We start from the raw sequence: 26,580 nt of genomic DNA, 5'->3' as shown, positions 1-26,580 counted from the left end.
CTGCCACTCTCGGCGCCCGGGCCGGTCAGCCCGCCTTGGTGACGGCGGCGACGTCGACGACGGCGGGCGAGCCGCCGTCGCCGCTGCTCAGATGCAGGGCGCCGGAGTCGACCTCCGACTCGTCCAGTACGAGGAACACCAGCTTGCCCTCGGCCTCGGCGCCCGCGGGGATCGACTGCCACAGCGGGGCCTGGCTCTCGCTGATCGACGGCTCCGACGCCGACAGGAACTCCTGCTCGCCCTTTGCCAGCCGCTGCTGGTCGTGCTCCAGCGTGATGCGCTCGGAACCGGTGTTCTGCACGTTCAGCGCGAAGACGCAGTAGGTGCCGCGGTGGACGGTGGACCTGCCGTCGATGCGCGGTGAGCACTCGTACTCGCGCACCTCGAAGACCATGCGGCTGTCGCTGGCGGTGTTGGCCGCCGAGGTCTCGTCGGACTGCTGACCCTCCGCGCCGGGAGCCGCACCGGCGTCGTCGTCGCCGGAGCCGCCGCTGTTGGACTGGTTGCCGCCTTCCTCGGAACCCGCGGCCGAGCCGGGCCAGATCAGGTTCTGCATGCCCAGCAGGGTGAGTGTGGTGAACAGCAGCAGCACGAGGATCGCGGCGGCGATCGCGGTGAGGGCCACCCACCGCTTGCGGCTGCCCGGCTGCATGGGCCGGTGTGGCGGCAGCGAGGCGGGCGGGACGTAGGGCTGGGCGTGCGGGCGCGAGCCCTGGCCCTGATCGGGGCCGGGCGGCACCTGCGGGATCGGGCCGGTCTGGTTCGGCGACATCGCGGGGAACTGGCCGGTCTGCCGGCCCTGCTGGCTCTGGGGGCCGGGTCCCTGCGGTCCGCCGCCCTGGCCCGGAGGCTGCGGTCCGGGCCCCTGCGGCGGGCCTTGCGGCGCCTGCGGCGCCGGAGCTCCCGGGGCCGCCTGGGCCTGGGCACCCTGCGGCCCCATGCCCGCCGGACGCGGCATGGGCTGGCTGTGGTGGCCCGGCTGTGCGGGCATCGGCGCGGGCTGCGGCGGGCCCGGGTAGGGCTGACCGGGGGGAGCGCCCGGGGGCGGACCGTGAGGGGCCGGCGGCGGGTGCGGCATGCCGGTGGCGGTCTGGTGCGGGTTGGGCGGCGGGCCGGGCTGCGGCATCGGCGCCATCGGCGGCAGGTTGGGCCGCCACGAGTTGTGCAGCGCGTGGCTGACCATCTCGTTGGCGTCACCGCCGCCGCTGGAGGCCTCACCCTCGCCGCCGGTCAGCTCCAGCAGCAGGTCCTGGGCCTTGGGGCGGCGCTCGGGCTCCTTGGCCAGCGCCTGGGCGACCAGCCGGTCCAGCGGGCTGTCGAGGTCGCCGATCTGCGGCTCGGCGAACAGCACGCGCTTGCCCAGCGTCATGGCGTCGCCGTTGCCGAACGGGTGCACGCCGCTGCCGGCGAACGCGACCAGGCACCCCCACGCGAAGATGTCGGCGGAGGTGGTGACCTTCTCCTCCAGCAGCTGCTCGGGCGCCATCCACCCGGGGCTGCCCATGACGATGCCGGTCTGGGTGTGGTTGGTGGCCGTGTTCATGGCCCGCGCGATGCCGAAGTCGATCACGCGCGGCCCCGACAGCGACAGCAGCACGTTGGCCGGCTTGAGGTCGCGGTGCACCAGCCCGGTGCGGTGGATGGCCGCCAGCGCCGCCGCCACGCCCAGCGCGAAGCCGTGCAGGGTGCTGGAGTCCAGCGCGCCGTGCTCGGAGATGTGCTCGGCCAGCGCGGTGCCGGCGATGTACTCGGTCACCATGTAGGGGCGGCCCTCGAAGGTGCCGTGGTCGAGGACCTTGGCCGTGCAGAACGAGGCGACCCTGCGGGCGTTCTCCATCTCGTCGCGGAAGCGCGCGCGCGTGGGCTCGTCGAAGGCGAGCTCGGGCCGGATCACCTTGATCGCGACTTGGGCGCCCTTCTCAGGGGTGCGGCCGAGGTAGACCGTCCCCATTCCTCCGCTGCCCAGGCGACCGGCCAGCACATAGGGACCGATGGTCGCCGGATCTCCGGCAGCCAACGGTTCCAAATTCTTCGGGAGCCCATCCGACGGCAAGCGACCCTCCCCGACGGTGTCCAAACTCCGCCTGGCCCCAAGGTAGCGGTGATCGGGTCCGGATACCCACCCGGGCAGGCCACGGCGCCCGCATCCGGACAGCCGTGACCCCGGGGCGGGCGTGTGACCGCCGAAGAGCCGCCCACCGCCGTCAGCCGACCGCAGGGCCCGCGCAGGCGCCCGGGTTCGCGGAAGGGGGATTCACGGGGGTGGGTGTTCCTTTACGATCTAGGACTCGTGACCACTACGACCGCCGTGACCGTTCGGGTCCCCGCGAAGGTGAACCTCCAGCTGGCGGTGGGGCCGGCGCGCGAAGATGGATACCACGATCTGGTCAATGTCTTCCACGCAGTAGCGCTGTTCGACGAGGTTACCGTCACCGGTGCCCGAACGCGCGCAAACGGGGGTGCTGCGGGACTTTCGGCGGAGGACGCCGGCGGCGGTCCGGCCTCCCACGTGGACCGCGTTCCGCTGGACGCGTCGAACCTGGCCTGGCGCGCCGCCGACCTCCTCGCGCGCGAGAGCGGCGCGCGGGAGCCGGTTCACCTGCACCTGCGCAAGGCCATCCCGGTCGCCGGCGGGATGGCGGGCGGCAGCGCCGACGCCGCCGCCGCGCTGGTGGCCTGCAACGCCTTCTGGGGCATCGGGCTGGACCGCGAGCGGCTGCTGGACCTGGCCGCCCGGCTGGGCAGCGACGTCGCGTTCCCGCTCGTCGGCGGCACCGCCGTGGGGACCGGGCGCGGCGAGGTCCTCGCGCCCGCGCGCTGCGCCGGGCGGCTGCACTGGGTCTTCGCGCTCTCGGAGGGCGGGCTGTCCACTCCCGAGGTGTTCGGCGCCTACGACCGCCTGCGCCCCGGCGCTCCGGCGCCCCGGGGCGACCCGGCGCTGATGGCTGCCCTGGCCGAGGGCGACGCGCGGGCGGTCGGCGCCGCGCTCAGCAACGACCTGCAGCCCGCCGCGCTCGCGCTGCGTCCTGCGCTGGCCGAGACCCTGGAGGCCGGCAGGGCGGCGGGGGCGCTCGGGGCGTTCGTGTCGGGTTCCGGCCCGACATGCGCGTTCCTGGCCGAGTCCGCCGAGCACGCCGACCGGATCGCCGATGCGGTGCGGACCGCACCGGACTGCGCGCACGCCGTCACCGCCCACGGGGACGTGCCCGGGGCGACCGTGGTCTGAGCGGGCCGGGCCGACCGGAGACCGACCGGGGCGGGCCGGGCCGGCCGGGCCGTGCGCGGTCGGGTGCGGTCGGCGGTGGGTCGGGGCTTTTCGCTCGGGAGCCCGCGCGCTCGTTGGCCCATCCGGGTAGGGAGTGGCCCACCTCACTTCCGGCGGCGTGTGCGGCGGGTTCCGCGGGTCTTGACCTCAACTTTGGTTGAAGTCTGAGACTGGCGCCATGACTACCGCACCACCGCTCACCAGATACGCCGATCTGCCCGCACTGATCGGGCTCATGACCGGCGACGAGAAGCACCAGCTCGCGGCCGAGTCCACCCGCGAAGTGCTGTGGGTTCTCTACGACCGCGTGCTCGACGTCTCGCCCGAGACCGCGGACGACCCCGACCGCGACCGGTTCCTGCTGTCCAAGGGGCACGGCCCCATGCCCTACTACGCGGTGCTCGCCGCCAAGGGCTTCCTCGACCTGGCCACCCTGCGCCGCTGGGCCGACTTCGACTCGCCCCTGGGCCACCACCCCGACCGCGTCCTGGTCCCCGGAGCCGAGATCAGCAGCGGTTCGCTCGGCCACGGGCTCGGCCTGGGCGTGGGCACGGCACTGGGGCTGCGCGCCCAGGGGCGCACCCGGCCGCGCGTGTTCGTGCTCATGGGCGACGGCGAGCTGGACGAGGGCAGCAACCACGAGGCGATCGCCGCCGCGGGGCGCCTCGGGCTGGACAACCTCACGGCCGTCGTCGTCGACAACGCATCGGCCACCCACGGCTGGCCCGGCGGGATCGAGACGCGCTTCTCCGGCGAGGGCTGGCAGACGCGCTCCGCGCCCGGCCGGGACCAGGCCGCCCTGTACGACGCCCTCACCGCCCCGCACAGCGGCCGGCCGCTCGCCGTGGTCGCCCGCATCCGACCGAAGGGATGAACGCCATGACCGCCGCACCGCCCGAACCCGCAGCCGTCGTCGCGCAGCCGATGCGCGACGCCTTCGCCGACACCGTCTCCGCAGCGCTGGAGACGGACCCGAGGCTGGCCGTCGTGCTCGCAGACATCTCCGCCGACCGCTTCACCGAGGCGGCCCGGCGCCACCCCCAACGCGTCGTCAACCTGGGCATCCGCGAGCAGCTGATGATCGGCGTCGCCGGAGGGCTGGCGCTGACCGGAATGCGCCCCGTCGCCCACACGTTCGCGCCGTTCCTCGTCGAGCGGCCCTTCGAGCAGGTCAAGCTGGACCTGGGTCACCAGGGAGCGGGCGCGGTGCTGGTCAGCTCCGGCGCCTCCTACGACGGCGCGCACTACGGCCGCACCCACATGGCGCCCGGCGACGTCCACCTGCTGGACTCGCTGCCGGGCTGGACCGTGCACGTGCCCGGGCACGCGGCCGAGGTCGCCCCGCTGTTGGAGGAGGCGCTGCGCCGGGACGGCAACGTCTACGTGCGGCTGAGTGAGCGCGGCAACGCCGCCGCCCGGCCGATCGGCCCGGGGCTGCAGACCGTCCGCGCCGGTTCGGGGCGCTCCAGCGGCGTGGTCGTCGCGGTCGGCCCGATGCTGGACCGCGTCCTTGCCGCCACCGAGGGCCTCGACGTCACGGTCGCCTACGCCGCCACCGTGCGCCCGTTCGACCGCGAAGGGCTGAACCGGCTGGTGGCGCGAGCAGGGCAGGCCGACGTGCTCCTGGTCGAGCCGTACCTGGAGGGCACCTCCGCGCACGAGGTCGCCGCGGCGCTGGAGGACCGCCGCCACCGGCAGCGCTCGCTGGGTGTGCGCAGGGACACCGAGGTCCGCGGCTACGGCACCCCGGCCGACCACGACAGGGCGCACGGGCTGGACACCGCGGGGATCGCCGAGCGGGCCCGCGATTTTTTTGCGGCCTGACGGCCTGGTCTCGGCCGTTGGTTTTGGTGGTTTCCGTTCCTTGTCGTTGGTCCTGGTTCTGGCCCTGGTTCGGGTTCTGGTCGGCCGGTCGGCCGGTCGGCCGTGCGATCGTCTGACCGGGCGGTCGGCCGGTCGTGCGACCGTGCGATCGTGCGGCCGCTCACCGGTGGGGGCGGGGTGGCGGGCCCGGTTTCGGTCCGGGGGTTGGCCGGGGGCGGGCCGGGAGCGCGGCGGCGCCTGTGGACCGTGGTCGCAGGCGCCCGCGCAGGCCACCACAATGGATAGCACGATGACGAATCTCGTGAACCTGCAAGACGTGTCCCTGGCTTACGGGCCGCTCGTACTGCTCGACGACGTCTCCCTCGGCATCGACGAGGGAGACCGCATCGGCGTGGTCGGGCGCAACGGCGGCGGCAAGTCCACCCTGGTCTCCGTGCTGTCCGGCCGCACCCCGCCCGACACCGGCCGGGTCGTGCACAGCCGCGGCCTGCGCATCGGGTTCCTGCAGCAGCGCGACACCTTCCCCGAGGCCACGGTCGGCGGGTTCGTCCTGGGCGACCTCGCCGAACACGAGTGGGCTGGCGACGCCCGCGTGCGCGACGTGCTGCGCGGCCTGCTGTCCGGTTGGGACCTCGACGCGCCGATGGCCACGCTCTCCGGCGGTGAGCGTCGCCGCGCCACCCTGGCGCGGCTGCTGATCGACAGCCACGACCTCGTCGTGCTCGACGAGCCCACCAACCACCTGGACATCGAGGCCATCGCGTGGCTGGCCGAGCACCTGCGCGGCCGCCGCGAGGCGCTCACCGTCGTCACCCACGACCGGTGGTTCCTGGACGCCGTCACCAACCGCACCTGGGAGGTCGTCGACGGCCGCGTCGAGCGCTACGAGGGCGGCTACGCCGCCTACGTGCTGGCCAAGGCCGAGCGCGAGCGGCTGGCGGCCGCCGCCGAGGAGCGGCGGCAGAACCTGATGCGCAAGGAGCTGGCCTGGCTGCGCCGCGGCCCGCCCGCCCGAACCTCCAAGCCGAAGTTCCGCATCGACGCCGCCAACGAGCTGATCGCGGGCGAGCCGCCGGTGCGCAACACCGTCGAGCTCGTGCGCTTCGCCAGCACCCGCCTGGGCAAGACGGTCGTCGACACCGAGGACCTCACCCTCGCCGCCGACGACACCGTCCTGCTGGACCGGCTGACCTGGCAGCTCGGCCCGGGCGACCGCATCGGCCTGGTCGGCGTGAACGGCTCGGGCAAGACCACGCTGCTGCGCGCGCTGGCCGGCGAGCGCGCTCCCGACGGCGGGCGCGTGCGACACGGTAAGACCGTCAACCTCGCCCACCTCTCCCAGAGCCTCGTCGAGCTGGCTCCCGACCTGCGGCCGCTGCAGGCGGTCGAGGAGATCCGCCGGCACATCACCATCGGCGGGAGGGAGTTCACCGCCAGCCAGATGCTGGAGCGGTTCGGCTTCCGCGGCGAGCGCCAGTGGACACCCATCGGCGACCTCTCGGGCGGCGAGCGGCGGCGCCTGCAGCTGCTGCGGCTGCTGATGAACGAGCCCAACGTGCTGCTGATGGACGAGCCCACCAACGACCTCGACATCGAGACCCTGACCGAGCTTGAGGACCTGCTCGACGGATGGCCCGGCTCGCTGGTGGTGGTCAGCCACGACCGCTACTTCCTGGAGCGCGTGTCCGATCGCGTGATGGCGCTGCTGGGCGACGGAGACCTGCTGTTCCTTCCCGGCGGCATCGAGGAGTACCTCCAGCGCCGCGCGCGCCAGACCGACGCCACCGCAGCGGTCCCCGGCCGGCGCGCCGAGCCCGGCACCCCGGCGGAGCCCGACTCCGCCCCGGCGCTCTCGGCCGCCGAACGCCGCACCGTGCAGAAGGAGGCGCAGCGCATCGAGCGCCGACTCGACCGCATCGGCACCCGCGAGTCCGAGCTCCACGAGCAGATGGCCCAGGCGGCCGACGACTACGCCCGCTTGGCCGAACTCGACTCCGAGCTGAAGACCCTCCAGGCCGAGAAGGAGGAGCTGGAGGAACAGTGGCTCGCGGAGGCTGAGAAGCTGAGCGATTGATGCGGCGGCCGCGCAGCTTGCGGCGAATGCGTCGCATGCGGCGCCCCTGAACGCCTGCGGTCACCGGTGCTGGTGCCCGGTGGTCGGTGGCCGCGCGGTCGCGACGGGGGTGGCGGTTGTGACGGGGCGGCGAGGGTGGCGAGGGTGATAGGCGGCGGGTGGTTGGGCCTGCGGTTGTCGGTTCGGGTGCTCGGCGGTGGTGGTTGCGGCGGGGCGGTGAGGGCGGTGGGTGGTTGGGCCCCGCGGTTGTCGGTTGGGGTGCGCGGCGGTGGTGGTTGCGGCGGGGCGGCGAGGGCGGCGGGTGGTTTGGCCCGCGGTCGTCGGTTCGGGTGCCCGGTGGGTCGCGCATGCGACGGGGCGGCGGCGATGGGTGGCGGGCGGTGGCGGAGTCGGTGAGGGGCGGGAGTGCTGCGTGCTGTGCGGTGGGCATTTCGGGCATATCGGGTTTGGCTTGGTGGGGCGGGGTGCGCGAGCCGAAGCGAACCAGCGCAGCGGCACCGCCACCCCACTCGGCTTCCGCGATGCGAAATGAAGCAGGGTAGTTTGTCCCATTCTTCCGATTCTGCGGGTGTCGCGGGGGCCCAAGGTGCGACGAGACCCCTGAAAACCGCGCTTCAGGGCCGCTGCGGGGTGCATTCGGGCCGACTCGTCGCTGCCGGCGGCCCGCAGAGGCCCTTGGGCTGGGGTGCAATTCGGGCATACATGCCGGAATCGCCTCGTGTGGCGGGGGTATGCGGCGCTCTAAAGTGCGGCAACCTGCATTAGGGCGGTCTCGTCGCATGCCGGGGACGCCGAATGCCCGCAATGCCCGGTTTGTGCCCGCCGTCGGCGCCACCGCCCCGCACGGCCATCGTCATGGAGTTAAATTAAATCGGGCATGGGGCGCTCTGGTCCGGCCCGCGCGGGCGAAGAGCCGCGCCGAAACCCTCACTCCATTCCGGGCCCCCTGCGCCCACCGCCCTCGCTGCCCCGGCACGTGGGTAACCGGCGGGCACCGGAACCGATGGGCTCGGGCTTGACCGCCCGTCGCCCTCGCTGCCTCGTCGCAGGGATAATCAGTCAGCACGCGAACCGACGACCGCGGGCTCGACCATCCGCCGCCCTTGCTGCCTCGTCGCGACCGCCACCGGCGGGCACCATTGCCGGTGGTCGCGGGCTGGGTCGTCCGCTGTCGTTGCTGCCTCGTCGCGGCCGTCACTGGCGGGCATGGGAACCGATGCTCGCGGGCTGGACCATTCGCCGCCCTTGCTGCCTCGTTGCAACCGGCCACCGGCGGGCACCATTGCCGGTGGTCGCGGGCTCGGCCTTCCGCTGCCGTCGCCGCTTCGTCGGGTGCGTGACCGGGGGCATCGGATCCGGTGGTCGTGGGCTGGGTCGTCCGCTGTCGTTGCTGCCCCGGCACGTGCGTAACCGGCGGGCACGCGAACCGACGACCGCGGGCTCGACCATCCGCCGCCCTTGCTGCCTCGTCGCGACCGCCACCGGCGGGCACCATTGCCGGTGGTCGCGGGCTCGGCCTTCCGCTGCCGTCGCCGCTTCGTCGGGTGCGCGACCGGGGGGCATCGGGTCCGATGCTCGCGGGCTGGACCATCCGCCGCCCTTGCTGCCTCGTCGCGACCGCCACCGGCGGGCACCATTGCCGGTGGTCGCGGGCTGGGTCGTCCGCTGTCGTTGCTGCCTCGTCGCGGCCGTCACTGGCGGGCATGGGAACCGATGCTCGCGGGCTGGACCATCCGCCGCCCTTGCTGCCTCGTCGCGACCGCCACCAACCGGCGGGCACCGGGACCGCCGGCCGCACGGGCTCGGCTAGATTTCCACGCGGGCGGCGAAGGCCCGGGCGATTGCGGCGGCGCCGGCCCGGTTGGTGTGGATGTCGGGGCCGCGGGCCGTGTTGCACATCCAGGTGTAGTCGCAGATCCGCTGCACGTTGGCGGGCATGCCGGTCTCGCTGCCGGCGGGTACGTCGAAGTCGGAGGAGTGGAAGGCCCCGGCCACGTCGGCGACCCCGATCCCGGCGTCCTCGTAGGTCTCGGTGATGACGGTGTTCATCTCCTCGAAGACGCCGGTGGCGTACTCGACGGTCTCGTTCTCGGGCTGCTCTGCGCCGTCCCCGCCGCCGTCCCCGCTCTGCGCCCCGGCGGCTCCGCCGTCCAGGAGCAGCGCGGCCAGGAAGGGGTTGTAGTAGGTCATACCGACGATCCGGGTGTCGGGGCCCGCCGCGTCGCGCAGACGGGTGGCGATGACGGGCAGTTCCTCGCGGAGGCGCTCCAGGCCGTCGTCGACGCAGCCGCGGTCGATGCTGCCCAGTCCGGACAGCCCGGGCCCGCCCCCGCTTCCGCCGGACCCGCCGGCCTCACCGGCCCCGCCCGATCCCGAGTCGGCTCCTCCCGGCTCATCCGACTGCGCGTGCTGCCCCGCCTGCCCCTCCTGCCCCTGCACGGCCTCCAGGACGCAGCCGGTGAAGTTGTTGGCCCCGATGCCCACTGTCACCAGCGCGGTGCGGTCGCGGTGCTCCTTGAGGAACCGCTCGGCCTGCGCCAGCTGCGACTCCTCCTCGTAGCGCTCGGCGCAGTGCTCCAAACCGCCGTTGACGAAGGTGGTGCTGTCCTCGCCGCCGCACCCCATGCGCTCGTGTTCGAGTGTGGAGTCGCGGTCGTAGAGGGTGCGGTACAGGGCGTCGGTGTAACCCTGAGAGGTCTCCTCGGCCGTCCCGTCGGGCTGCGGCTGCACCCCCACGGCCAGCGAGTCGCCGAGCGAGAGGTAGTAGCGCTTGCGCGGCTCCTCCTGCCCGTCATCGGCCGAGCAGGCCGCCAGTGAACCGGCCAGCACCAGGGCCGCCGCCGCTGCGGCGGCGGAACACCAGCGGTTGTGCATGTCGTCGACTCCGTCTCCTGCTCCTGCTTCCGGGGGCCGGTGGCGCGCCGGTGCGGCGTCCCGGTGCGAGCGGGGACGACGCCGCCGGGTCACAAGAGTGGCCGACGCGGCGGCTACTCGTCGAGGGGGGACAGTACCGACCTCAGCAGGGCGGCCAGGCTCTGGCGGTCCCTGCGCGAGACTCCGGTCAGCAGGGACTCCTCGTAGCTGAGCAGGGCGGCCAGCGCGCCGTCGACGCGTTCCCGCCCCTCGGGGGTCAGCCGGACCAGGACGCCGCGCTTGTCGGCCGGGTCGGGGCCGCGGCGGACCAGGCCGGCGTCGGCGAGGCGGTCGATGCGGTTGGTCATGGTGCCGGACGTGACCAGCGTGGCCCGCAGCAGTCGCCCGGGGCTGAGCTCGTAGGGCGGCCCCGAGCGGCGCAGCTCCGCCAGGACGTCGAACTCCCAGGGCTCCAGATCGTGCTCGGTGAAGACCGCGCGCCGCGCACGGTCCAGGTGCCTGGCCAGCCGGGACACCCGGCTCAGTACCTGGAGGGGCTCGATGTCGAGATCGGGGCGCTCGGCGCGCCACGCTTCGACCAGACCGTCGACCTCATCACGCATGCGGCCCAGCATATCTCTTGATATCAAGATAGTCGCCGCCGGTGCACGGACCCGTGCACGGACCAGTGTCCGGCCCCGCACACGCACAGGCCGGTCCGGCGGGCCCGGAGGCCCGCGGACCGGCCCGGCGCCGCTGCTAGGTGTCGCCGCGCTTGTGCTGGACGTGGTCCAGGCGCGGCTTGGGCTCCAGGTTCGACAGCCCGTTCCAGGCGAGGTTCACCAGGTGGGCGGCTACGACCTCGCGCTTGGGCTTGCGGACCTCGAGCCACCACTGGCCGGTCAGGGCCACCATCCCCACCAGCGACTGCGCGTACATCGGGGCGAGCTTGGGATCGTAGCCGCGGCTGCTGAACTCCTCGGCCAGGATGTGCTCGACCTGCGTGGCGATGTCGCTGATCAGGCTGGCGAAGCTGCCGGTGCCCGAGGCGGCGTGGGAGTCGCGGGCCAGGATGCGGAAGCCCTGGCTGCACTCCTCGACGTAGCGCAGCAGCGCCAGCGCCGCGTTCTCGATCTTGCCCCGGGGGGTGTCGGCGGCCAGCGAGTCGCCGACCATGCTCAGCAGGATCTGCATCTCGCGGTCGACGACGACCGCGTAGACGCCCTCCTTACCCCCGAAGTGCTCGTAGACGACCGGCTTGGACACCCCGGCCCGCGCCGCGATCTCCTCGACCGAGGTGGCGTCGAAGCCGCGCTCGGCGAAGAGCTCGCGCCCGATGTCCAGGAGTTGCTCCCGGCGCTGCTTGCCGGTCATGCGCTTGCGGCGCGACCGTGTGCCCTTCTCGCTCCCGCTGACCGTTGCCATGGTGGAGACTCACTTCAGCTCTCGGCGCCGACGCGCTTGGCGGCAAGGCGCTGGGTGTTGGGCCACCGGACCTTGCTCGCCCATCCGAGTTTCTCAAAAATCCAGATGACGCGGGCGGAAATGTCGATCTGCCCCTTGAGCACCCCGTGGCGGGCGCACGTGGGGTCGGCGTGGTGCAGGTTGTGCCAGGACTCCCCGAAGGACGGGATGGCCAGCCACCACACGTTGCGCGAGCGGTCGCGGACCTCGAAGTTCTCCTCGCCGATGGTGTGGCAAATGGAGTTGATGGACCAGGTGACGTGGTGCAGCAGCGCGACGCGCACCAGGCCGGCCCAGAAGAACGCTGTCAGCGCGCCCCACCAGGACATCGTGACCAGGCCGCCGATCAGTGCCGGGCCCAGCAGCGAGAACAGCACGATCGGACCGAACAGGCGGTCGACGCGGCGGATGTCGTCGTCCTTGAGCAGATCGGGTGTGAAGCGCTTGGGCGAGGTCTTCTCCTCGTCCAGGTAGAGCCAGGCCATGTGCGCGTAGTACAGGCCCTTGGCCACCGAGCGCCAGTCGTCGCCGAAGCGCCACGGCGAGTGCGGGTCGCCCTCGGCATCGGCGTACTTGTGGTGGCGGCGGTGGTCGGCCACCCACTTGATCACCGAGCCCTGGATGGCCACGCTGCCGGCCACGGCCAGCGCGATGCGCAGCGCGCGGTTGGCCTTGAACGATCCGTGGGTGAAGTGCCGGTGGAAGCCCACCGTGATCCCCAGGCCGCTGACGACGTAGAAGACCGCCCCGATGACGATGTCGGTCAGCGTGAGGCCCCAGCCCCAAGCGAAGGGCACAGCCGCCACCAGAGCCAGGAGCGGGATGAAGACGAATGCGAAGACGGTGTAGCGCTCGACCCTGCCCCGGCCCTCGGGGTCGAGTTCGGGTTCGGGCCTCCGCCTGGTCGCCTGGTCGGGCGAGAGCTCGGGTGCTGCGGTCATGTGTCCACCTCGTTCGCGGGCCTGACTGCTGAAGTCGGCGCGGAGTCTTCCTGGCCGGCCACCGACTGCGCCGGTCGCCGGAACCTATACCTACGTAACCGTAACCTACGCCCTCGTAAGTTCGAAAGGGCGCCGGCGAAAGTCGCAGCGCGCCGGCTGCGCAGAGCGGTGCCGCTTGCGGTCGGCCGCCGGGCGGTGCGGGCGGGAAACGCGCCCGGCCGGTGCGGGCACGACGGATGTGCCGACGTCCGGGCGGAGCCGCTATCGTTGGCATGCGGATCGCGCCGCCCCGCGGGCGGCGGAGTCCCCTTCCCGGGTGGTCTAAAGGCAGGACACAGGCTTTTGGTGCCTTGAGGTGAGGGTTCGAATCCTTCCCCGGGAGCCGAGCGGGCACCGGCCCCCCGTGCCGCCGAGCACGGTCGGCCGGTGCGATCGGCGCTTCCCGCCGTCGTCCCTCCCCGCGTCCCTGCCGCCCGAGGCCGCGGCGCGTCGCGAATTTCACAGCCCCGCCGCCCCCGGCTGTTTCCCCGCTGTTTCCGCCGGACGGCCGCTCGGGCCTGCCGTTTCCGGGCCGCCGGAGTCCCCGGTGCGCACGCGGCGGGCCCGGCGGCCGCAACCGCGCCGTCCAAAGGCCACATGTATCCTGCCCATGTCGGCCCGCGCGGTCTGGCCTGTCTGCGTTCCGCCTGCCAGGTACCCGTCGAGCGCCGTCAACCGAACGGATACGTCGTGTCGACCCCGCGGTCACCGCGGGGAGCCGCGTCGCGCCGCGTCCGCGACACCCCGCCCGCGCCGGCGCGGGGATCATCCGCATCCGCCAGCGACATGAGGAGTCTCCGCCAGTGAGCGTGAGCCGTCCGGCTGCCGTCATCGTCCTTGCGGCGGGCGAGGGCACCCGTATGAAGTCCAGGCTTCCCAAGGTCCTGCACGAGATCTGCGGCCGCAGCATGCTCGGCCATGTCCTGGCCGCCGCCGACGAGCTGGAGCCCGAGCGCACCGTGGTGGTGGTCGGCCACGCGCGCGAACGCGTCGCCCAGCACCTCAAGGACACCGCCCCGGCGGTCTCCACCGCGGTGCAGGAGGAGCAGAACGGCACCGGCCACGCCGTGCGCATGGCCGTGGAGGAGCTGGCCGCCCAGGGTGTGTCCCTCTCCGGCACCGTGGTCCTGGCCTATGGCGACACGCCGCTGCTGCGCGGGCGCACCCTCGCCGACCTCGTCGAGGCCCACGAGGCCGCCGGCAACGCCGTCACCGTCCTCTCCGCCGAGGTTCCCGACCCCGCTGGCTACGGCCGCGTCGTCCGTGACCCCTCGGGGGAGTTCACCGCGATCGTCGAGCACGCCGACGCCACCGAAGAGCAGCGCGCCGTCGACGAGATCAACTCCGGCATGTACGCCTTCGACGGCGCCCTCCTCGCCTCGGTCGTGGGCCGGCTGACCACCGACAACGCCAAGGGCGAGGAGTACATCACCGACGCCGCGGCGATCCTGCGCGGCGACGGCCACCGCGTCGGCGCCTCCGTCGCGCGCGAGTGGACCGAGATCCAGGGCGTCAACGACCGCGTGCAGCTCGCCGAAGCGCGCCGGATGCTCAACGACCGGCTGCTGGCCGAGCACATGCGCGCCGGCGTGACCATCGTCGACCCCGCCTCGACCTGGGTCGACGCCGAGGTCGAGATCGGCGCCGACGCGGTCGTGGAGCCCCAGACCCAGCTGCTGGGCCGCACCGTCGTCGACGAGGGCGCCGTCGTCGGTCCGGGCTGCCGGCTCAGCGACACCCGCGTTGGCGCCGAGGCCCGGGTGCGCCACGTCGTCGCCGACGACGCCGAGGTCGGCGCGAACACCAGCATCGGCCCCTACGCCTACCTGCGCCCGGGAACCGTGATCGAGCCCGCCGGCAAGATCGGCGCGTTCGTCGAGGTGAAGAACTCCACCGTCGGCGAGGGCTCCAAGGTCCCGCATCTGACCTACGTCGGCGACGCCGACATCGGTGTGGGCGTCAACATCGGCGCCTCCTCGGTGTTCGTCAATTACAACGGTGTCGCCAAGAACCGCACCACCATCGGCGACCACGCCCGCACCGGCAGCGACAACACCTTCGTCGCGCCGGTGCACGTGGGCGACGGCGCCTACACCGGTGCCGGCACCGTGATCCGCGAAGACGTCCCGCCCGGTGCGCTGGCGGTTTCGGCCGGCAATCAGCGCAACATCGAGGGCTGGGTAGGGCGCAAGCGCCCGGGAACGGCCGCCGCCGAGGCGGCCGAACGGGCGCAGGACGGGCCTTCGGGGTCCGCCGAGCGCCGCGATGAAGGTTGACTGAGTCAGTGTCTGTGGGGGATCTCTGAAGTGACCGGCATGAAGGCCGCGGGTCAGAAGAAGCTCATGCTGTTCGGGGGGCGCACGCACCCCGATCTGGCGGAGCAGGTGGCCGATCAGCTCGGCATCGAGGTCGCGCCGACGAAGTTCCAGGACTTCGCCAACGGCGAGATCTTCGTGCGCTACCTGGAGTCGGTGCGCGGGTGCGACGCCTTCGTGCTGCAGTGCCACTCCGACCCGATCAACGAGTCGATCATGGAACAGCTGATCATGGTCGACGCTCTGAAGCGGGCTTCGGCCAAGCGCATCACGGTGGTGACACCGTTCCTGGGCTACGCGCGCCAGGACAAGAAGCACCGGGGCCGCGAGCCCATATCAGCCCGGCTGATGACCGACCTCTTCCGCACCGCGGGAGCGGACCGGCTCATGGCGATCGACCTGCACACCGACCAGATCCAGGGCTTCTTCGACGGCCCGGTGGACCACCTGTTCGCGCTGCCGCTGCTGGCCGACTACGTGCAGTCGCGCGTCGGTTCGGCCGACGAGTCGACCGTCGTCTCGCCCGACTCCGGGCGGGTGCGCACCGCCGACCGCTGGGCCGACCGCATGGGCTCGCCGCTGGCGATCATCCACAAGCGGCGCGACCCCGACGTGGTCAACCAGGTGAAGGTGCACGAGGTCGTGGGCCAGGTGAACGGCCGGACCTGCGTGCTCGTCGACGACATGATCGACACCGCCGGCACCATCGTGAAGGCCGCCGACGCCCTGTTCGAGCAGGGCGCCCGCGAGGTCATCGCGGCGGCGACCCACGGTGTGCTCTCCGGGCCCGCCGCCGAGCGGCTGCAGAACTCGCGCATCTCCGAGGTCGTGATCACCAACTCGCTGCCGATCCCCAAGGACCGTCGGTTCGAGAAGCTCACGCAGCTGTCGATCGCTCCGCTGCTGGCGCGCGCCATCAGCGAGGTCTTCAGCGACGGCTCGGTCACCAGCCTCTTCGAGGGCTGACCCGGCGGCACGGCGGTCCGCCTGCGGGTGCGCGGTGAGCGTGTCCGCAGGCGTCGGTATATGTTCGAGGGGCCCGGCAGAGCCATTAGACTGGATCGGGTGTCCCCAGCTCCCGCTGGGACGCGTTGGGCGCTGGACAGGAACATGGCCGCACCGCCGCGGCCGGTGCGGCGCCGTCGGCGAGTGTTCGCGCCCGTTCCGGGTGTGCTCCACGCGGCGCGGGTCCGTTCCCGCCGTCGGCAGGCAGCGGCCCCTCGGCCCCTGAGGACGTCGCCGTCTACGCGGGAGCCGTTTTACGTAAAGTCGTGTTCCCCGCGGTTCGCGGGGACGATCCCGAGGAGTTTTGTCGTGTCCGAGGTACGCATCGCTGCCGAGCCGCGCACGGAATTCGGCAAGGGCGCCGCACGGCGCGTCCGCCGCGCGGGTAAGGTGCCGGCCGTCCTCTACGGCCACGGCACCGACCCTCGCCACATCACGCTTCCGGGCCATGAGCTGATGCTGGCCCTGAAGACCCCGAACGTGCTCCTGCGTGTCGACGGCCTCTCCGGCTCCGACAACCTCGCGCTGCCGAAGAGCGTGCAGCGCGACCCCATCAAGGGCTTCCTCGAGCACGTCGACCTGATCGTGGTGAAGAAGGGCGAGAAGGTCAACGTCGAGATCTCGGTGACGCTTACCGGTGAGATCGCGCCGGGCGGCGTGCTCAACCAGGAACTGGTCACCGTCGAGGTCGAGACCGAGGCCACCCACATCCCCGAGGGCGTCGAGTTCGACGTCGAGGGCTTGGAGGTCGGCGTGCACGTCACGGCGGCCGACCTGAAGCTGCCCAAGGGCACCGAGCTGGCGACCGACCCCGAGACCAACGTGCTGACGATCTCCCCCGAGCGCAGCGACGCGGAGGTCGAGGCGCTGGAGACCGAGGAGGCCGACGTCGCGGCCGAGGCCGTCGAGGCGGCCGCCAAGGGCGAGTCCGGCGAGTCGTCGCCGGAGGAGTCCTCCTCCTCGGAGTAGGTCCGAGACCTCGGCCGGGAGCGCCCGCACCGCGGGTGCCCCGGCCGCAGCAGTGCGCCGCGCACCCGTGGGGGAGCGCGGCGCACGCGACACACGGAACCAGACGGCGGACGGCTATGCGTGCTCTCCTGCGGCGGATCCTGCCCGGCGGCGTGCCGCCGTCCTCCGGCGCGTCCGCGGGCGCGCCGGCCGAGGAGCGGAGCGGTGAGGTGGCCCCGGTCGAGACCGAGCGCTGGCTGGTGGTGGGCCTGGGCAACCCCGGCCCCTCCTACGCCGGCAACCGGCACAACATCGGCTTCATGGTCGCCGATGCCCTGGCCGAGCGCGGCGGGCAGCGGTTCAAGGCCCACAAGGCGCGCGCCGAGGTCGCCGAGGCCCGCATCCAGGGCGTGCCCGCTGTCGTGGCCAAGCCGCGCTCCTTCATGAACCTCTCCGGCGGCCCCGTCGCGGCGCTCAGCCGCTTCTACAAGGTGCCGCTGGAGCGCGTCCTGGTGATCCACGACGAGCTGGACGTCCCCTTCGGCACGCTGCGGCTCAAGCGCGGCGGCGGCGCGGGCGGCCACAACGGGTTGCGCTCGATCAGCGCGTCCCTGTCCGACCCGGGCTACCTGCGGGTGCGCGTGGGCGTCGGCCGCCCGCCCGGCCGGATGGACGCGGCCGCCTATGTCCTCAAGGACTTCTCCTCCACCGAGCGCAAGGATCTGGGCGTCGTCGTCGAGCGCGCCGCCGACGCCGTCGAGACCGTGCTGACCGACGGCCTGGAGAAAGCCCAGAACATCTACCACACCGCGGCCTGACCCCCGGCACCGCCGGGCACCGCCGGCCTCCGCTCCCACCGCGCCGGACCGCTCGGCTCGCGCCTGCGCACGCGGGGCGGCAGCGCCACCGCTGCACGGCGGTCCCGATCCGGCAAGGCCGAAGCCTGTACAACGGCGCGGCCTTTTCCGGTGACGACCCGTCACGTCACGCGACGAGGTGATCACCTTTGGCTATGATCTCTCGCGTCAGATCGGGTCTACGCACCCCTCGTCCCCGCGCACCGGCTTCGGCCGCGCGCCGTGCCGCCCGCAGAGCCGATGGCGCAGGGCGCCGCCTGCGCACCGCGCCGTCGCACGGTCCGGGCGTTTGCCCGGGAGCCGGGCGGGCGGGGAGCGGGGGCTGCCGAGGTGGGGGTTCATGGTCGCAATCGAACGGGTCCCGGCACAGGCCGCAGTCGCGTCGACCCTCCGAGCCGCTCCGGCCCGGATGCGCTCCTACGTCCGCGGGCTCCGGTGGATCGGCGCCGGCGCGCTCGCGGGCGCGTGCGCGCTCCAGATCGCCGGCGGGGCACCGGTATCCGCGCGCCGGACCGCGGCCCGGCGCTGTTCCGCCAGACGAGAGTCGGCAAGGACGGTGTCGAGTTCACGGTCTGCAAGTTCCGTACCATGGTGGTCGGGGCGGACGACCTCAAGCGGGGACTCCGTCCTGCCAACGAGCACGACGGCGTACTCTTCAAGATGCGCCGGGACCCCCGGGTGACCGCGATCGGCGGCTGGTTGCGCCGTTGTTCGCTGGACGAGCTCCCGCAGCTGATCAACGTCGTGCGGGGAGATATGTCACTGGTGGGTCCGCGGCCCCCGCTGCCCGGAGAGGTTGCGCGGTACGGCCGCGACGTTCGTCGGCGCCTGGTGGTCGAGCCGGGCATGACAGGGCTGTGGCAGGTCAGCGGCCGGTCGGACCTCTCCTGGGAGGAAGTCCGTCCGACTGGACCTGCGATACGTGGAAAACTGGTCGTTGACCCTGGACGTCCAGATCCTGTGGAAGACATGGTCAGCAGTTGTCCGCGGAGCGGGAGCGTACTAAGGCCGGTGAGCAGCATCCGAAACGATCATGAAGTCGCGCGTGACCTGGCGACCGAGGCGGGGCAGCAGTTGCTCCGGCTCCGGGCCCGGCAGGGGTTCGACGAGCCCGAGGTTCTGCGCACACTCGGCGACCGCACGTCGCACGAGTTCCTCTTCTCCAGTCTGGGCCGCCTGCGTCCCAGCGACGCGGTGCTCTCCGAGGAGGGCATCGACGACAAGGCGCGGCTGAGCGCCCGCCGGGTGTGGATCATCGACCCGCTCGACGGCACTCGGGAGTTCTCCGAGTCGGGCCGCACCGACTGGGCCGTGCACGTGGCGTTGTGGGAGAACGGCGAGCTCGTCGCGGGCGCGGTCGCGCTGCCCGCCCAGGGGAGCACGGTCTCGACCGTCGACCCGCCGTGGCTGCCCGAGGAGCGCCCCGCCGCGCAGCGGCTGCGTATCACCACCAGCCGCACCCGCCCTCCGGAGTTCGTGCAGCGCCTGGCCAACCAGATGGGCGCCGAGATCGTCCCGATGGGCTCGGCCGGCGCCAAGATCTGCGCCGTGCTGCTCGGCATCGCCGACATCTACGTGCACGCGGGCGGTCAGTACGAGTGGGACAGCGCGGCCCCGGTGGCGGTCGCGCACGCGGCGGGCCTGCACACGTCGCGCATCGACGGAAGCGAACTGTCCTACAACAGGACCGACCCCTCGCTCCCGGATATTCTTGTCTGTCGACCGGAATTGTCGAATATGTTGTTGGCCAGTATCCGCGGCGTTGCCGAACGCGACGGCGCGGACCCACACGCGGCGGGCTGAGTGCACGGCAGCCACCCCTCGTGTGCGTCATAGGAGCGTGAGGCGGGTTCATGAGTCAGGCCAGTACGGCACCGCTCGGCAGGTACCAGCTCTCCCAGCTGGACTTCCTGGAGGCCGAGGCGATCTACATCATGCGCGAGGTGGCCGCGGAGTTCGAGCGGCCGGTGCTGCTCTTCTCGGGCGGCAAGGACTCCATCGTCATGCTGCGGCTCGCCGAGAAGGCCTTCTGGCCGGGCGCGATCCCCTTCCCGGTGATGCACGTCGACACCGGGCACAACTTCCCCGAGGTGATGGAGTTCCGCGACCGCCGCTTGGCGGAGGCCGGGGTCAAGCTCGTCGTCGCCTCGGTGCAGGAGCAGATCGACTCCGGCAAGGTCGTCGAGCCCACCGGCCGCTGGGCCAGCCGCAACCGGCTGCAGACCTCGGCGCTGCTGGAGGCTCTGGACGAGCACGGCTTCGACGCCGCGTTCGGCGGCGCCAGGCGTGACGAGGAGAAGGCCCGCGCCAAGGAGCGCGTGTTCTCCTTCCGCGACGAGTTCGGCCAGTGGGACCCCAAGGCGCAGCGCCCCGAGCTGTGGAACGTGTACAACACGCTCATCAACCGGGGCGAGCACATCCGGGTGTTCCCGCTATCCAACTGGACCGAGCTGGACGTGTGGGGCTACATCGCCCGCGAGAACCTCGACCTGCCGCCGATCTACTACTCGCACAAGCGCACCGTCTTCGAGCGCGACGGCATCCTGCTCTCCGAAAGCCCCTACATCGCCCGCAACGATGACGAGGAGCTGTTCGAGGCGACCGTCCGCTACCGCACGGTCGGTGACATGACCTGCACCGGTGCGGTGCGCTCCTCGGCCACGAGCTTGGAGGAGATCATGGCCGAGATCGCCGCGACGCGCATCACCGAGCGCGGCCAGACCCGCGCCGACGACCGGTCGAGCGAGGCGGCCATGGAAGACCGCAAGCGCGAGGGCTACTTCTAAGCCCCGGCGCCCTCTCCCCACCCACTTGGAACGCGTGCATATGAGTACTGACATTCTGCGGTTCGCCACTGCCGGCTCGGTCGACGACGGCAAGTCGACCCTGATCGGCCGCCTCCTCTTCGACTCGAAGTCGATCTTCGAGGACCAGCTCGACGCCGTGGAGCGCACCAGCCGCGGCCGCGGCGAGGAGCAGACCAACCTGGCTCTGCTCACCGACGGCCTGCGCGCCGAGCGCGAGCAGGGCATCACCATCGACGTCGCCTACCGCTACTTCGCGACGCCGCGGCGGACCTTCATCATCGCCGACACCCCCGGGCACATCCAGTACACCCGCAACATGGTGACCGGGGCGTCGACCTCCGACCTGGCGGTCATTTTGGTCGACGCGCGCAAGGGCCTGCAGGAGCAGAGCCGGCGCCACGCCTTCCTGGCCACCCTGCTGCAGGTGCCCCACCTGGTGGTCGCCATCAACAAGATGGACCTCGTCGACTACTCCCAGGAGCGGTTCGAGGAGATCAAGCAGGAGTTCACCGACTTCGCCACCAAGCTCGACGTCAGCGACCTGACCTACATCCCGATCTCGGCGCTGCACGGCGACAACGTGGTGGACCGCTCCATCAACATGCCGTGGTACGACGGCTCGTCGCTGCTGCACCACCTGGAGCACGTGCACATCGCCTCCGACCGGAACCTGATCGACGCGCGGTTCCCCGTGCAGTTCGTCATCCGGCCGCAGCGCGCCGCCGACCCCGAGCTGCACGACTACCGCGGCTACGCCGGGACGGTCGCGGGCGGCGTGTTCAAGGCCGGCGACGAGATCATGCACCTGCCGTCGGGGCTGACCAGCCGCATCGCGAAGATCCTCACCGCCGACGGCGAGCTGGACGAGGCCTTCCCGCCCATGTCGGTGACGATGCTGCTTGAGGACGAGATCGACATCTCGCGCGGCGACATGCTGTGCAGGCCCAACAACCAGCCCGTGGTCTCCCAGGACATCGAGGCGATGGTCTGCTGGATGGCCGAGAGCCGCAAGCTCACACCGCGGTCCCGGCTGGTCATCAAGCACACCACCCGCAACGCCAAAGTCATGGTGCGCGACATCCGCTACCGGCTGGACGTCAACACGCTGCACCGCGACGAGGACGCCGAGGACCTCTCGCTGAACGAGATCGGCCGGGTGAGCATGCGGGCCACCCAGCCGCTGTTCGCCGACGAGTACAAGGAGAACCGGCTCACCGGCGGCTTCGTGCTCATCGAAGAGGGCACGAACACCACCGTCGCCGCCGGCATGATCGTCCGCGCCGAGTAGGCCGCCCCGGGGCCGGTCCGCCCGTGCACGCGCCGCTCTCGTCCGGAGCGGGGCGGACCGGCCTTGACGCATCGTCGCCGAGAGCGTCCGGACGGACATGCACCGTACTAGTGTGCGCCCGCGGACGATTTCCAACTGCTCTTCGTCGGCGGCACGGGCCGCTCCGGCTCCACTCTGGTCGAGCGGCTGCTGGGCGAGCTGCCCGGCATCTGCTCGCTGGGCGAAGTGGCGCACAGGCGGCGCCGGGCGCTGATCGACGGCGAGGCCTGCGGTTGCGGTGCCCCCTTCGCCGAGTGCGGCTTCTGGCAGGAGGTCGGGGCCGCCGCGTTCGGCGGCTGGGAACGCCTCGACCCGGCGGAGGTGCTCGCGATCCAGGCCGCGGTCGACCGGACCAGGGTCGTTCCCGCCCTGCTGAGCGGTCGCCCGCCGGTGCGCAGGGCCGAGTCCCTGATGCGCTACACGGCGGGCGGCGTGTCCGGGCGGCCGGTACCGTCACCTTCTCCTCCGACGACCCCTCTCCCGACGGGGACAACGCGGGCGCCGCCGCGGGGCCGGCGGTGGCCGGGGGCGCTCACCTGCGCCACTGCGGGTCACGTCCCCACCAGTCGGCCAGGTCCTGGTCGTGCCCGGCGAAGTGCTCGGCCAGCCGGGCGCGCAGCCGCACGGGGATCGGGTCCCGCGTGCTCGTCTTGTGCCTGGCGAACCGGATCCGTTCGCAGTGGGCGATGCCCAGGAAGTCCTCGATGCCGGCGAAGACCTGCTCGGGGCGGTCGAAGTACGCCGCACTCTCGACCACGTGCAGCCGGTGGCGTCCCACATGGCGCTCCAGCCGGCGCAGCTGCTCGGCGTAGCGGCCGCGCGCCAGATAGGCGTGGTGCTGGTGGGAGTTGGAGCGCGCGGCGGGGTCGGCGCGCAGCCGCTCCTCCTCGCCGCGCAGCCGCTCGGGCTCCAGCTCCAGCGCCCGTTCGAACGGCTCGGTCTCGAAGCCGCGCGCCATCTCGTGGCTGTGCGCGGAGTAGGCGCGCTCGACCGGGTCGCGCACCATCACCACCACCTTCACGCCCGGCAGGTCGCGGGAGATCCGCTCGGGCGCCAGCGGGTGGAACACGTAGTAGGGGCTGGACTCGCCCACCTCGATGCGCGGGCGCCCGCTGCCGGGGCGCACGAGGGCCCGCAGCGGGAAGTGCCCCCGGTACCAGTCCAGACCGCGGTAGTAGTCGGTGTCGAAGTAGTGCACCCCATTGCGCAGGGGCGGGCCGAAGACCTGCGGGTGCTGGACCAGGGCGCGAAACAGCGACGTCGTGCCGCACCGCTGCGCGCCGGCCACGAGGAACGTCGGCAGGGCGCGGACGCCCCGGGTGGCCTGGCCGAGCGCGGTGTGCACCGAGCGGACCGAGCGCTTGACCGGATCCGGCACCGGCAGCCACGGGGTGTTGGCGTCGGACATCGTCTACCTTCCGTGAAAGTTCCGGATCCCGCGGTACCGGCGACGGGGCGCGGGCGGATCAGGCGGACAGGGGGGTGCGCGGGCGCCCGTCTCGCGTGCGGCGGTAGCCGGCGGTGCGCGTGCGGCGGGGGACCGGTGCGGCTCATCCGGCCTCCCCGATCTCGCGGGCGGCGCGGTCCCGCAGCCCGGACAGCGCCGGAAGCAGCCAGTCGTCGACGGCCGCCAGGCTGCCCCCCGCCTCGGCCTGGCGGTCCTGCAGGTAGCGCGTCGCCAGGTCGAGCAGGTACAGCGCCATGACCGTGGCCTCGGTGCCGGGCACCAACCCTGCTCCGGTCATCAGCGGGTCGCGCAGCAGGCGGGCGCCGGTGTCCAGCCAGCGGTGCACACCGGGGTGCACGCCGTCCTGGACGCACTCGTTCAGCTCGTAGTGCAGAGCGTCGAAGCCGACGGGCACGCCGAAGGCCAGGCGCTCCCAGTCCCACACGAAGGCGCGCCGCGGGGTTCCGGCGATGTTCCACCGGGTCAGGTCGCCGTGCCAGGCGCCGAACGGGAGCCGGGCGTCGGGCAGCGCGTCCAGGCACGCGCGCAGCGGCGCGGTTTCGGGGCGCCCGCCCAGCGCGGCGATCCGTTCGGCCAGCGCCTCGCGGTAGGGGCTCAGCGACAGCCGGAGCACCCGCACCGGTTCCAGGCCGCTGATCTGTACGACGCAGCGCAGCAGCTGGCGGCGCGTGGGCCGGTCGGTCTGGTTGCCGACCGGCAGCGCGTCCTGCACCAGCAGCGGGCGGCCGTTCCACTCGCCTTCGTGCAGCAGCCGGGGCACCGTGATGTCGCGCAGGTGCGACTCCGCCAGCAGCTCCAGCGCGCGGGTCTCGGCGCGCACCAGCCGCGAGGTCAGCTCGTTGACCCCGATCTTGGCGTAGCCGACGGTCCGGCCCGCCGGGGTGAGCAGCAGCAGGACCGGCTTCCGGTTGGCGCGCGGCGGACCGACGTGGACGGCGATGACCACGCGGCGGTCCAGCGCCGCCGACAGCTCGTGCTCGACGGTGTGGCCCGGTCCCACGTGCAGCCGGTCGCGCAGCAGCAGCGGCGCCAGCCCGCTGGCGAAGGCCGCGGTCAGGGCCGCCGCACGCAGCCGCTCCCGAAGCGAATGGCGCTGGGCGAAGGCGCCGACCGCGCGGGCCGCGGCGTAGCGGTTGCCGGCCGGCAGGATCATCCGCGGGTTGTGCGCCGAGGGGACCGGCAGGTAGGCGCGGCCGTCGCCGTCGGGCGCCGACCCGCCGCGGACCGTCCCCGGCTCGCCGCGCCCCAGCAGGCCGCCGCAGGGCCACAGCACCTCGGCGAGACCGGTCAGGTACGTGGTCTCGCCGTTCACCGCGCACCTCCCGGCGCGGGAGCGCCGGCGGCGAACCCCGGTCCGGTCGGGGAGGGCACGGCGGTCGGCGGTGCGGCGCCGGCGGCTTCCGCCGGAGGTTGCGGAGACCGCCGGCTCATCGTCTCGTCCTTCCCCGGGCGACCGTGCGGGCCGCAGCGGCGCCGCCGGTCGGCCGGCCGGCGCGGCGGCGGGTTCTCCGGGCGGTGCCGGGAGGCGGGATTGCGGGCATCCCGATCAGCGCTGCAGGGTGAGATCGGTGCCGTCCTGCCGGTCCTCGCCGGGGAACCCGGCCGGCGAACCGTGCGGTGCGCAGGCCGAGTGGGCCGCGTCCGGTTCCCCCGTTCCGGTGGCGGGCTCCTCCGCCCTGCGGGTCCGGTCGCCCGCTCGGCCGTGGCGGCCGCGGTGCGGCCTCCGCTTGCGGGCCCGGGCGGACTCCGCGACGAGTGCGCCCGGGACGCGGGCGCCGACGGCGGCGAACGCCTCCAGCGCCGACAGCAGGGCGCCGACGCGGTCGGTGTCCAGCTCGACCACCGGGACGACGGCGTCGGCGCAGCGGGCCAGTGCGTAGGCGTCGGCGCGCTCGGCGGTGGGCGCGGTGGCCACCACGACGACGTCGGCCTGCTCGCGCAGCCGCTCCAGCAACCTGGCCGTGGCGGGGCGCTGCAGCACGCCGGCCGCGTCGGCGCCGCCGTAGTCCAGGATGCGCAGGCCGGGCGCCGCCGCAGTGCGGCGCTCCAACGCGACGGGGTCGGCTCCGCCGAGCAGTACGTCGGCCAGACCCGCCCCGGCCGGCGAGGACTCGGCTCCGTCGCGCGCCTCGGCGGACGGCGGGTCGGCGCGGACCAGCAGTACGTCGGTGCCGACGCGCGCCAGGGCGGCGCCGAGCTCCTCGGCCGCCGCAGCCGCCGATCCGCCGCTGATCCCCGGCACGAGTACCACCGCGCCGCCGGACCGGTCGCCGCCGGGGCGGCCGAGGCCGGCGACCAGGCTCAGCGCGCCCCGGTTGGCCTCCTGGTGCGCTCGCGCTCGCGCCCGCGCCCGCTCGCCACGGTGCGCGCGGCCGCCGGGACGCGGCGCGCGCAGCAGTACGGCAACACCCGCGGCGCGCTCGGCGTCGCGGACGGTGCGCAGCCTGCGGTCGCGCCGCTCGGCGCCGAAGGCCGCCGCGAGGCCGGCCGCCAGCCCCAGCGCGCCTCCCGCGGCCGGCCACACCGCCGGGGCCGGTGACGTCGCCTCCTCGGGCGTGGTGGCGGGGGTGATGACCTGCGCGGGAACCACCGACGAGCGCAGCGCCGCGAGCGGGTGGATCTCCTTGTTCAGTTCGGTGATCTCGTTCTGCAGTGCGGCGATGCGGCCCTGCTCGAGGCCGCCGCCGTCCGCGGAGAGCCGGTCGAGCTCGGTGTACCGGGAGTCGGCCTCGTCGCGGAGGGCGGAGAGGGTGTCGCCGATCTGGCGGTCGGCCTGGTGGGCCCGGTAGTCGAGATAGGCGCCGGCCAAGGCGGCCGAGGCGCGGCGCGCCTCGGCGGGGTCGGGGCCGGGTGCGGAGATGCGCAGGACGCTGCTGTTGGGGGGCACGCTGACCTCGACCTCGCGCCGCAGCTCGACGGGATCGGCACCGGGCCCGATCCGCTCGGCGGCCGCCGCGGTCACCTCGGCCGACTGCACGATCTGCGCCTCGGTGTCCAGGTTGACCTCGCCGTTGGTGCGGCCCGCCCGCTCACCGGTGATCTCGGGGACGCCCGTGGGGCGGACGTGCACGGCCGTGGTGGAGGTGTAGGTGGGCGGCACGGCCAGGAGCGCACCCGAGGCCAGCAGCGGTCCGGCCAGGGCGCAAGCCGCCACGAGCCGCCACCGGCGCCGCAGTGTGGCCGCCGCGTGCGCGAGGTCTCCTTCGGCGGAGGTGTCCATACCGGCCCGCCCCCCTTCCCGAATACCACTACCAGTGCTGTAGAGAACACCAAGAGTAGTCGCCATGCGGTCGGGTGCCGGTGATCCACGCGCAAGACCGGCCCGGTCGGCCGCCCCGAGTGCGGCGGTGACTGCGGGCGCGCGAAGGCGCCGCACCCCGGCTCGCCGCCGCG

The 26,580-nt window shown here is 73.0% G+C and carries 19 protein-coding genes, 1 tRNA gene and 2 pseudogenes; 14 read left to right on the top strand and 8 right to left on the bottom strand.

All coding sequences use genetic code 11. The features are described from left to right. Positions 1-25: 25 nt before the first annotated feature. On the bottom strand, positions 26-2,053 hold the full coding sequence (locus tag ABD284_RS10015) for a serine/threonine-protein kinase (protein ID WP_344142391.1): 2,028 nt from the start codon (positions 2,051-2,053) through the stop codon (positions 26-28). A 237-nt stretch (positions 2,054-2,290) separates the two neighbouring features. Here ABD284_RS10015 and ABD284_RS10010 point away from each other — a divergent pair, with 237 nt between their 5' ends. The 4 genes from ABD284_RS10010 to ABD284_RS09995 all read left to right on the top strand — a co-directional run bounded on the left by ABD284_RS10010 (position 2,291) and on the right by ABD284_RS09995 (position 7,163). After that, entirely contained in the window at positions 2,291-3,226 is a 936-nt protein-coding gene (locus tag ABD284_RS10010) for a 4-(cytidine 5'-diphospho)-2-C-methyl-D-erythritol kinase (protein WP_344142390.1), read from the top strand. 217 nt (positions 3,227-3,443) lie between these two features. Further along, complete coding sequence (locus ABD284_RS10005) at positions 3,444-4,139, top strand: transketolase (RefSeq protein ID WP_344142387.1); 696 nt, start codon at positions 3,444-3,446, stop codon at positions 4,137-4,139. A gap of 50 nt (positions 4,140-4,189) precedes the next feature. Further along, complete coding sequence (locus tag ABD284_RS10000) at positions 4,190-5,089, top strand: transketolase family protein (protein ID WP_344142459.1); 900 nt, start codon at positions 4,190-4,192, stop codon at positions 5,087-5,089. 289 nt (positions 5,090-5,378) lie between these two features. Beyond that, the gene (locus ABD284_RS09995; protein ID WP_344142386.1) at positions 5,379-7,163 is read left to right on the top strand and encodes an ABC-F family ATP-binding cassette domain-containing protein; all 1,785 of its coding nucleotides are present in this window, start codon (positions 5,379-5,381) and stop codon (positions 7,161-7,163) included. A gap of 1,806 nt (positions 7,164-8,969) precedes the next feature. On the opposite strand, the gene ABD284_RS09990 is transcribed toward ABD284_RS09995, so the two are convergent. From ABD284_RS09990 to ABD284_RS09975, 4 genes are all read right to left on the bottom strand, one after another. Beyond that, positions 8,970-10,037, bottom strand: coding sequence for a GDSL-type esterase/lipase family protein (locus ABD284_RS09990; protein ID WP_344142385.1), 1,068 nt, complete (start codon positions 10,035-10,037; stop codon positions 8,970-8,972). A 113-nt stretch (positions 10,038-10,150) separates the two neighbouring features. After that, the gene (locus tag ABD284_RS09985) at positions 10,151-10,639 is read right to left on the bottom strand and encodes a MarR family winged helix-turn-helix transcriptional regulator (RefSeq protein WP_344142384.1); all 489 of its coding nucleotides are present in this window, start codon (positions 10,637-10,639) and stop codon (positions 10,151-10,153) included. A 136-nt stretch (positions 10,640-10,775) separates the two neighbouring features. Continuing rightward, positions 10,776-11,441: a TetR/AcrR family transcriptional regulator gene (locus ABD284_RS09980; protein ID WP_344142383.1), complete on the bottom strand. Its 666-nt coding sequence runs from the start codon at positions 11,439-11,441 to the stop codon at positions 10,776-10,778. Between the two features lie 14 nt (positions 11,442-11,455). Beyond that, entirely contained in the window at positions 11,456-12,421 is a 966-nt protein-coding gene (locus tag ABD284_RS09975; protein WP_344142381.1) for an acyl-CoA desaturase, read from the bottom strand. A 310-nt stretch (positions 12,422-12,731) separates the two neighbouring features. Here ABD284_RS09975 and ABD284_RS09970 point away from each other — a divergent pair. The 10 genes and pseudogenes from ABD284_RS09970 to ABD284_RS09925 all read left to right on the top strand — a co-directional run. Continuing rightward, positions 12,732-12,803: transfer RNA gene (locus tag ABD284_RS09970), tRNA-Gln, on the top strand. 460 nt (positions 12,804-13,263) lie between these two features. Beyond that, positions 13,264-14,736 (top strand): bifunctional UDP-N-acetylglucosamine diphosphorylase/glucosamine-1-phosphate N-acetyltransferase GlmU, encoded by a 1,473-nt coding sequence (gene glmU / locus ABD284_RS09965; RefSeq protein ID WP_344142378.1) that lies wholly within the window; start codon positions 13,264-13,266, stop codon positions 14,734-14,736. A 30-nt stretch (positions 14,737-14,766) separates the two neighbouring features. Continuing rightward, entirely contained in the window at positions 14,767-15,741 is a 975-nt protein-coding gene (locus tag ABD284_RS09960; protein ID WP_344142377.1) for a ribose-phosphate diphosphokinase, read from the top strand. A gap of 348 nt (positions 15,742-16,089) precedes the next feature. Next, entirely contained in the window at positions 16,090-16,749 is a 660-nt protein-coding gene (locus ABD284_RS09955; protein ID WP_344142376.1) for a 50S ribosomal protein L25/general stress protein Ctc, read from the top strand. Positions 16,750-16,865: 116 nt separating this feature from the next. Beyond that, positions 16,866-17,546 carry an aminoacyl-tRNA hydrolase gene (pth, locus tag ABD284_RS09950; RefSeq protein ID WP_344142374.1) on the top strand — a complete coding sequence of 227 codons (681 nt, stop codon included), beginning with the start codon at positions 16,866-16,868 and terminating at the stop codon, positions 17,544-17,546. Between the two features lie 537 nt (positions 17,547-18,083). Then, positions 18,084-18,591: pseudogene (locus tag ABD284_RS09945) on the top strand (sugar transferase); the annotation flags it as partial. Between the two features lie 5 nt (positions 18,592-18,596). Then, positions 18,597-19,388: a 3'(2'),5'-bisphosphate nucleotidase CysQ gene (locus ABD284_RS09940; protein ID WP_344142373.1), complete on the top strand. Its 792-nt coding sequence runs from the start codon at positions 18,597-18,599 to the stop codon at positions 19,386-19,388. 50 nt (positions 19,389-19,438) lie between these two features. Then, entirely contained in the window at positions 19,439-20,371 is a 933-nt protein-coding gene (gene cysD / locus ABD284_RS09935; RefSeq protein WP_344142371.1) for a sulfate adenylyltransferase subunit CysD, read from the top strand. A gap of 40 nt (positions 20,372-20,411) precedes the next feature. Further along, positions 20,412-21,680: a sulfate adenylyltransferase subunit CysN gene (gene cysN, locus ABD284_RS09930; protein ID WP_344142369.1), complete on the top strand. Its 1,269-nt coding sequence runs from the start codon at positions 20,412-20,414 to the stop codon at positions 21,678-21,680. A gap of 135 nt (positions 21,681-21,815) precedes the next feature. After that, positions 21,816-22,142 (top strand): annotated as a pseudogene (locus ABD284_RS09925) (sulfotransferase); the annotation flags it as partial. 109 nt (positions 22,143-22,251) lie between these two features. On the opposite strand, the gene ABD284_RS09920 reads toward ABD284_RS09925, so the two are convergent. The 3 genes from ABD284_RS09920 to ABD284_RS09910 all read right to left on the bottom strand — a co-directional run bounded on the left by ABD284_RS09920 (position 22,252) and on the right by ABD284_RS09910 (position 26,407). Continuing rightward, positions 22,252-23,127: a sulfotransferase domain-containing protein gene (locus ABD284_RS09920; RefSeq protein WP_344142367.1), complete on the bottom strand. Its 876-nt coding sequence runs from the start codon at positions 23,125-23,127 to the stop codon at positions 22,252-22,254. Between the two features lie 142 nt (positions 23,128-23,269). Continuing rightward, positions 23,270-24,499, bottom strand: a complete 1,230-nt coding sequence (locus tag ABD284_RS09915) for a phosphotransferase (protein WP_344142365.1) — start codon at positions 24,497-24,499, stop codon at positions 23,270-23,272. A 234-nt stretch (positions 24,500-24,733) separates the two neighbouring features. After that, entirely contained in the window at positions 24,734-26,407 is a 1,674-nt protein-coding gene (locus ABD284_RS09910; RefSeq protein ID WP_344142364.1) for a Wzz/FepE/Etk N-terminal domain-containing protein, read from the bottom strand. Positions 26,408-26,580 lie beyond the last annotated feature (173 nt).

The sequence above is a fragment of the Streptomonospora arabica genome (genome assembly GCF_039531585.1).
In the GTDB taxonomy this organism is placed as follows: Bacteria; Actinomycetota; Actinomycetes; order Streptosporangiales; family Streptosporangiaceae; genus Streptomonospora; species Streptomonospora halophila.
The sequence above is the reverse complement of the archived record's forward strand: the minus strand, read 5'-3'. Positions and strand labels throughout refer to the sequence as shown.

Coding starts and splice junctions, on each gene's coding strand:
- ABD284_RS10005 (WP_344142387.1), top strand. CDS start 3,444: ATGACTACCGCACCACCGCTCACCAGATACGCCGATCTGCCCGCACTG.
- ABD284_RS10000 (WP_344142459.1), top strand. CDS start 4,190: ATGCGCGACGCCTTCGCCGACACCGTCTCCGCAGCGCTGGAGACGGAC.
- ABD284_RS09995 (WP_344142386.1), top strand. CDS start 5,379: ATGACGAATCTCGTGAACCTGCAAGACGTGTCCCTGGCTTACGGGCCG.
- ABD284_RS09990 (WP_344142385.1), bottom strand. CDS start 10,037: ATGCACAACCGCTGGTGTTCCGCCGCCGCAGCGGCGGCGGCCCTGGTG.
- ABD284_RS09985 (WP_344142384.1), bottom strand. CDS start 10,639: ATGCGTGATGAGGTCGACGGTCTGGTCGAAGCGTGGCGCGCCGAGCGC.
- ABD284_RS09980 (WP_344142383.1), bottom strand. CDS start 11,441: ATGGCAACGGTCAGCGGGAGCGAGAAGGGCACACGGTCGCGCCGCAAG.
- ABD284_RS09975 (WP_344142381.1), bottom strand. CDS start 12,421: ATGACCGCAGCACCCGAGCTCTCGCCCGACCAGGCGACCAGGCGGAGG.
- pth (WP_344142374.1), top strand. CDS start 16,866: ATGCGTGCTCTCCTGCGGCGGATCCTGCCCGGCGGCGTGCCGCCGTCC.
- cysD (WP_344142371.1), top strand. CDS start 19,439: ATGAGTCAGGCCAGTACGGCACCGCTCGGCAGGTACCAGCTCTCCCAG.
- cysN (WP_344142369.1), top strand. CDS start 20,412: ATGAGTACTGACATTCTGCGGTTCGCCACTGCCGGCTCGGTCGACGAC.
- ABD284_RS09920 (WP_344142367.1), bottom strand. CDS start 23,127: ATGTCCGACGCCAACACCCCGTGGCTGCCGGTGCCGGATCCGGTCAAG.
- ABD284_RS09910 (WP_344142364.1), bottom strand. CDS start 26,407: ATGGACACCTCCGCCGAAGGAGACCTCGCGCACGCGGCGGCCACACTG.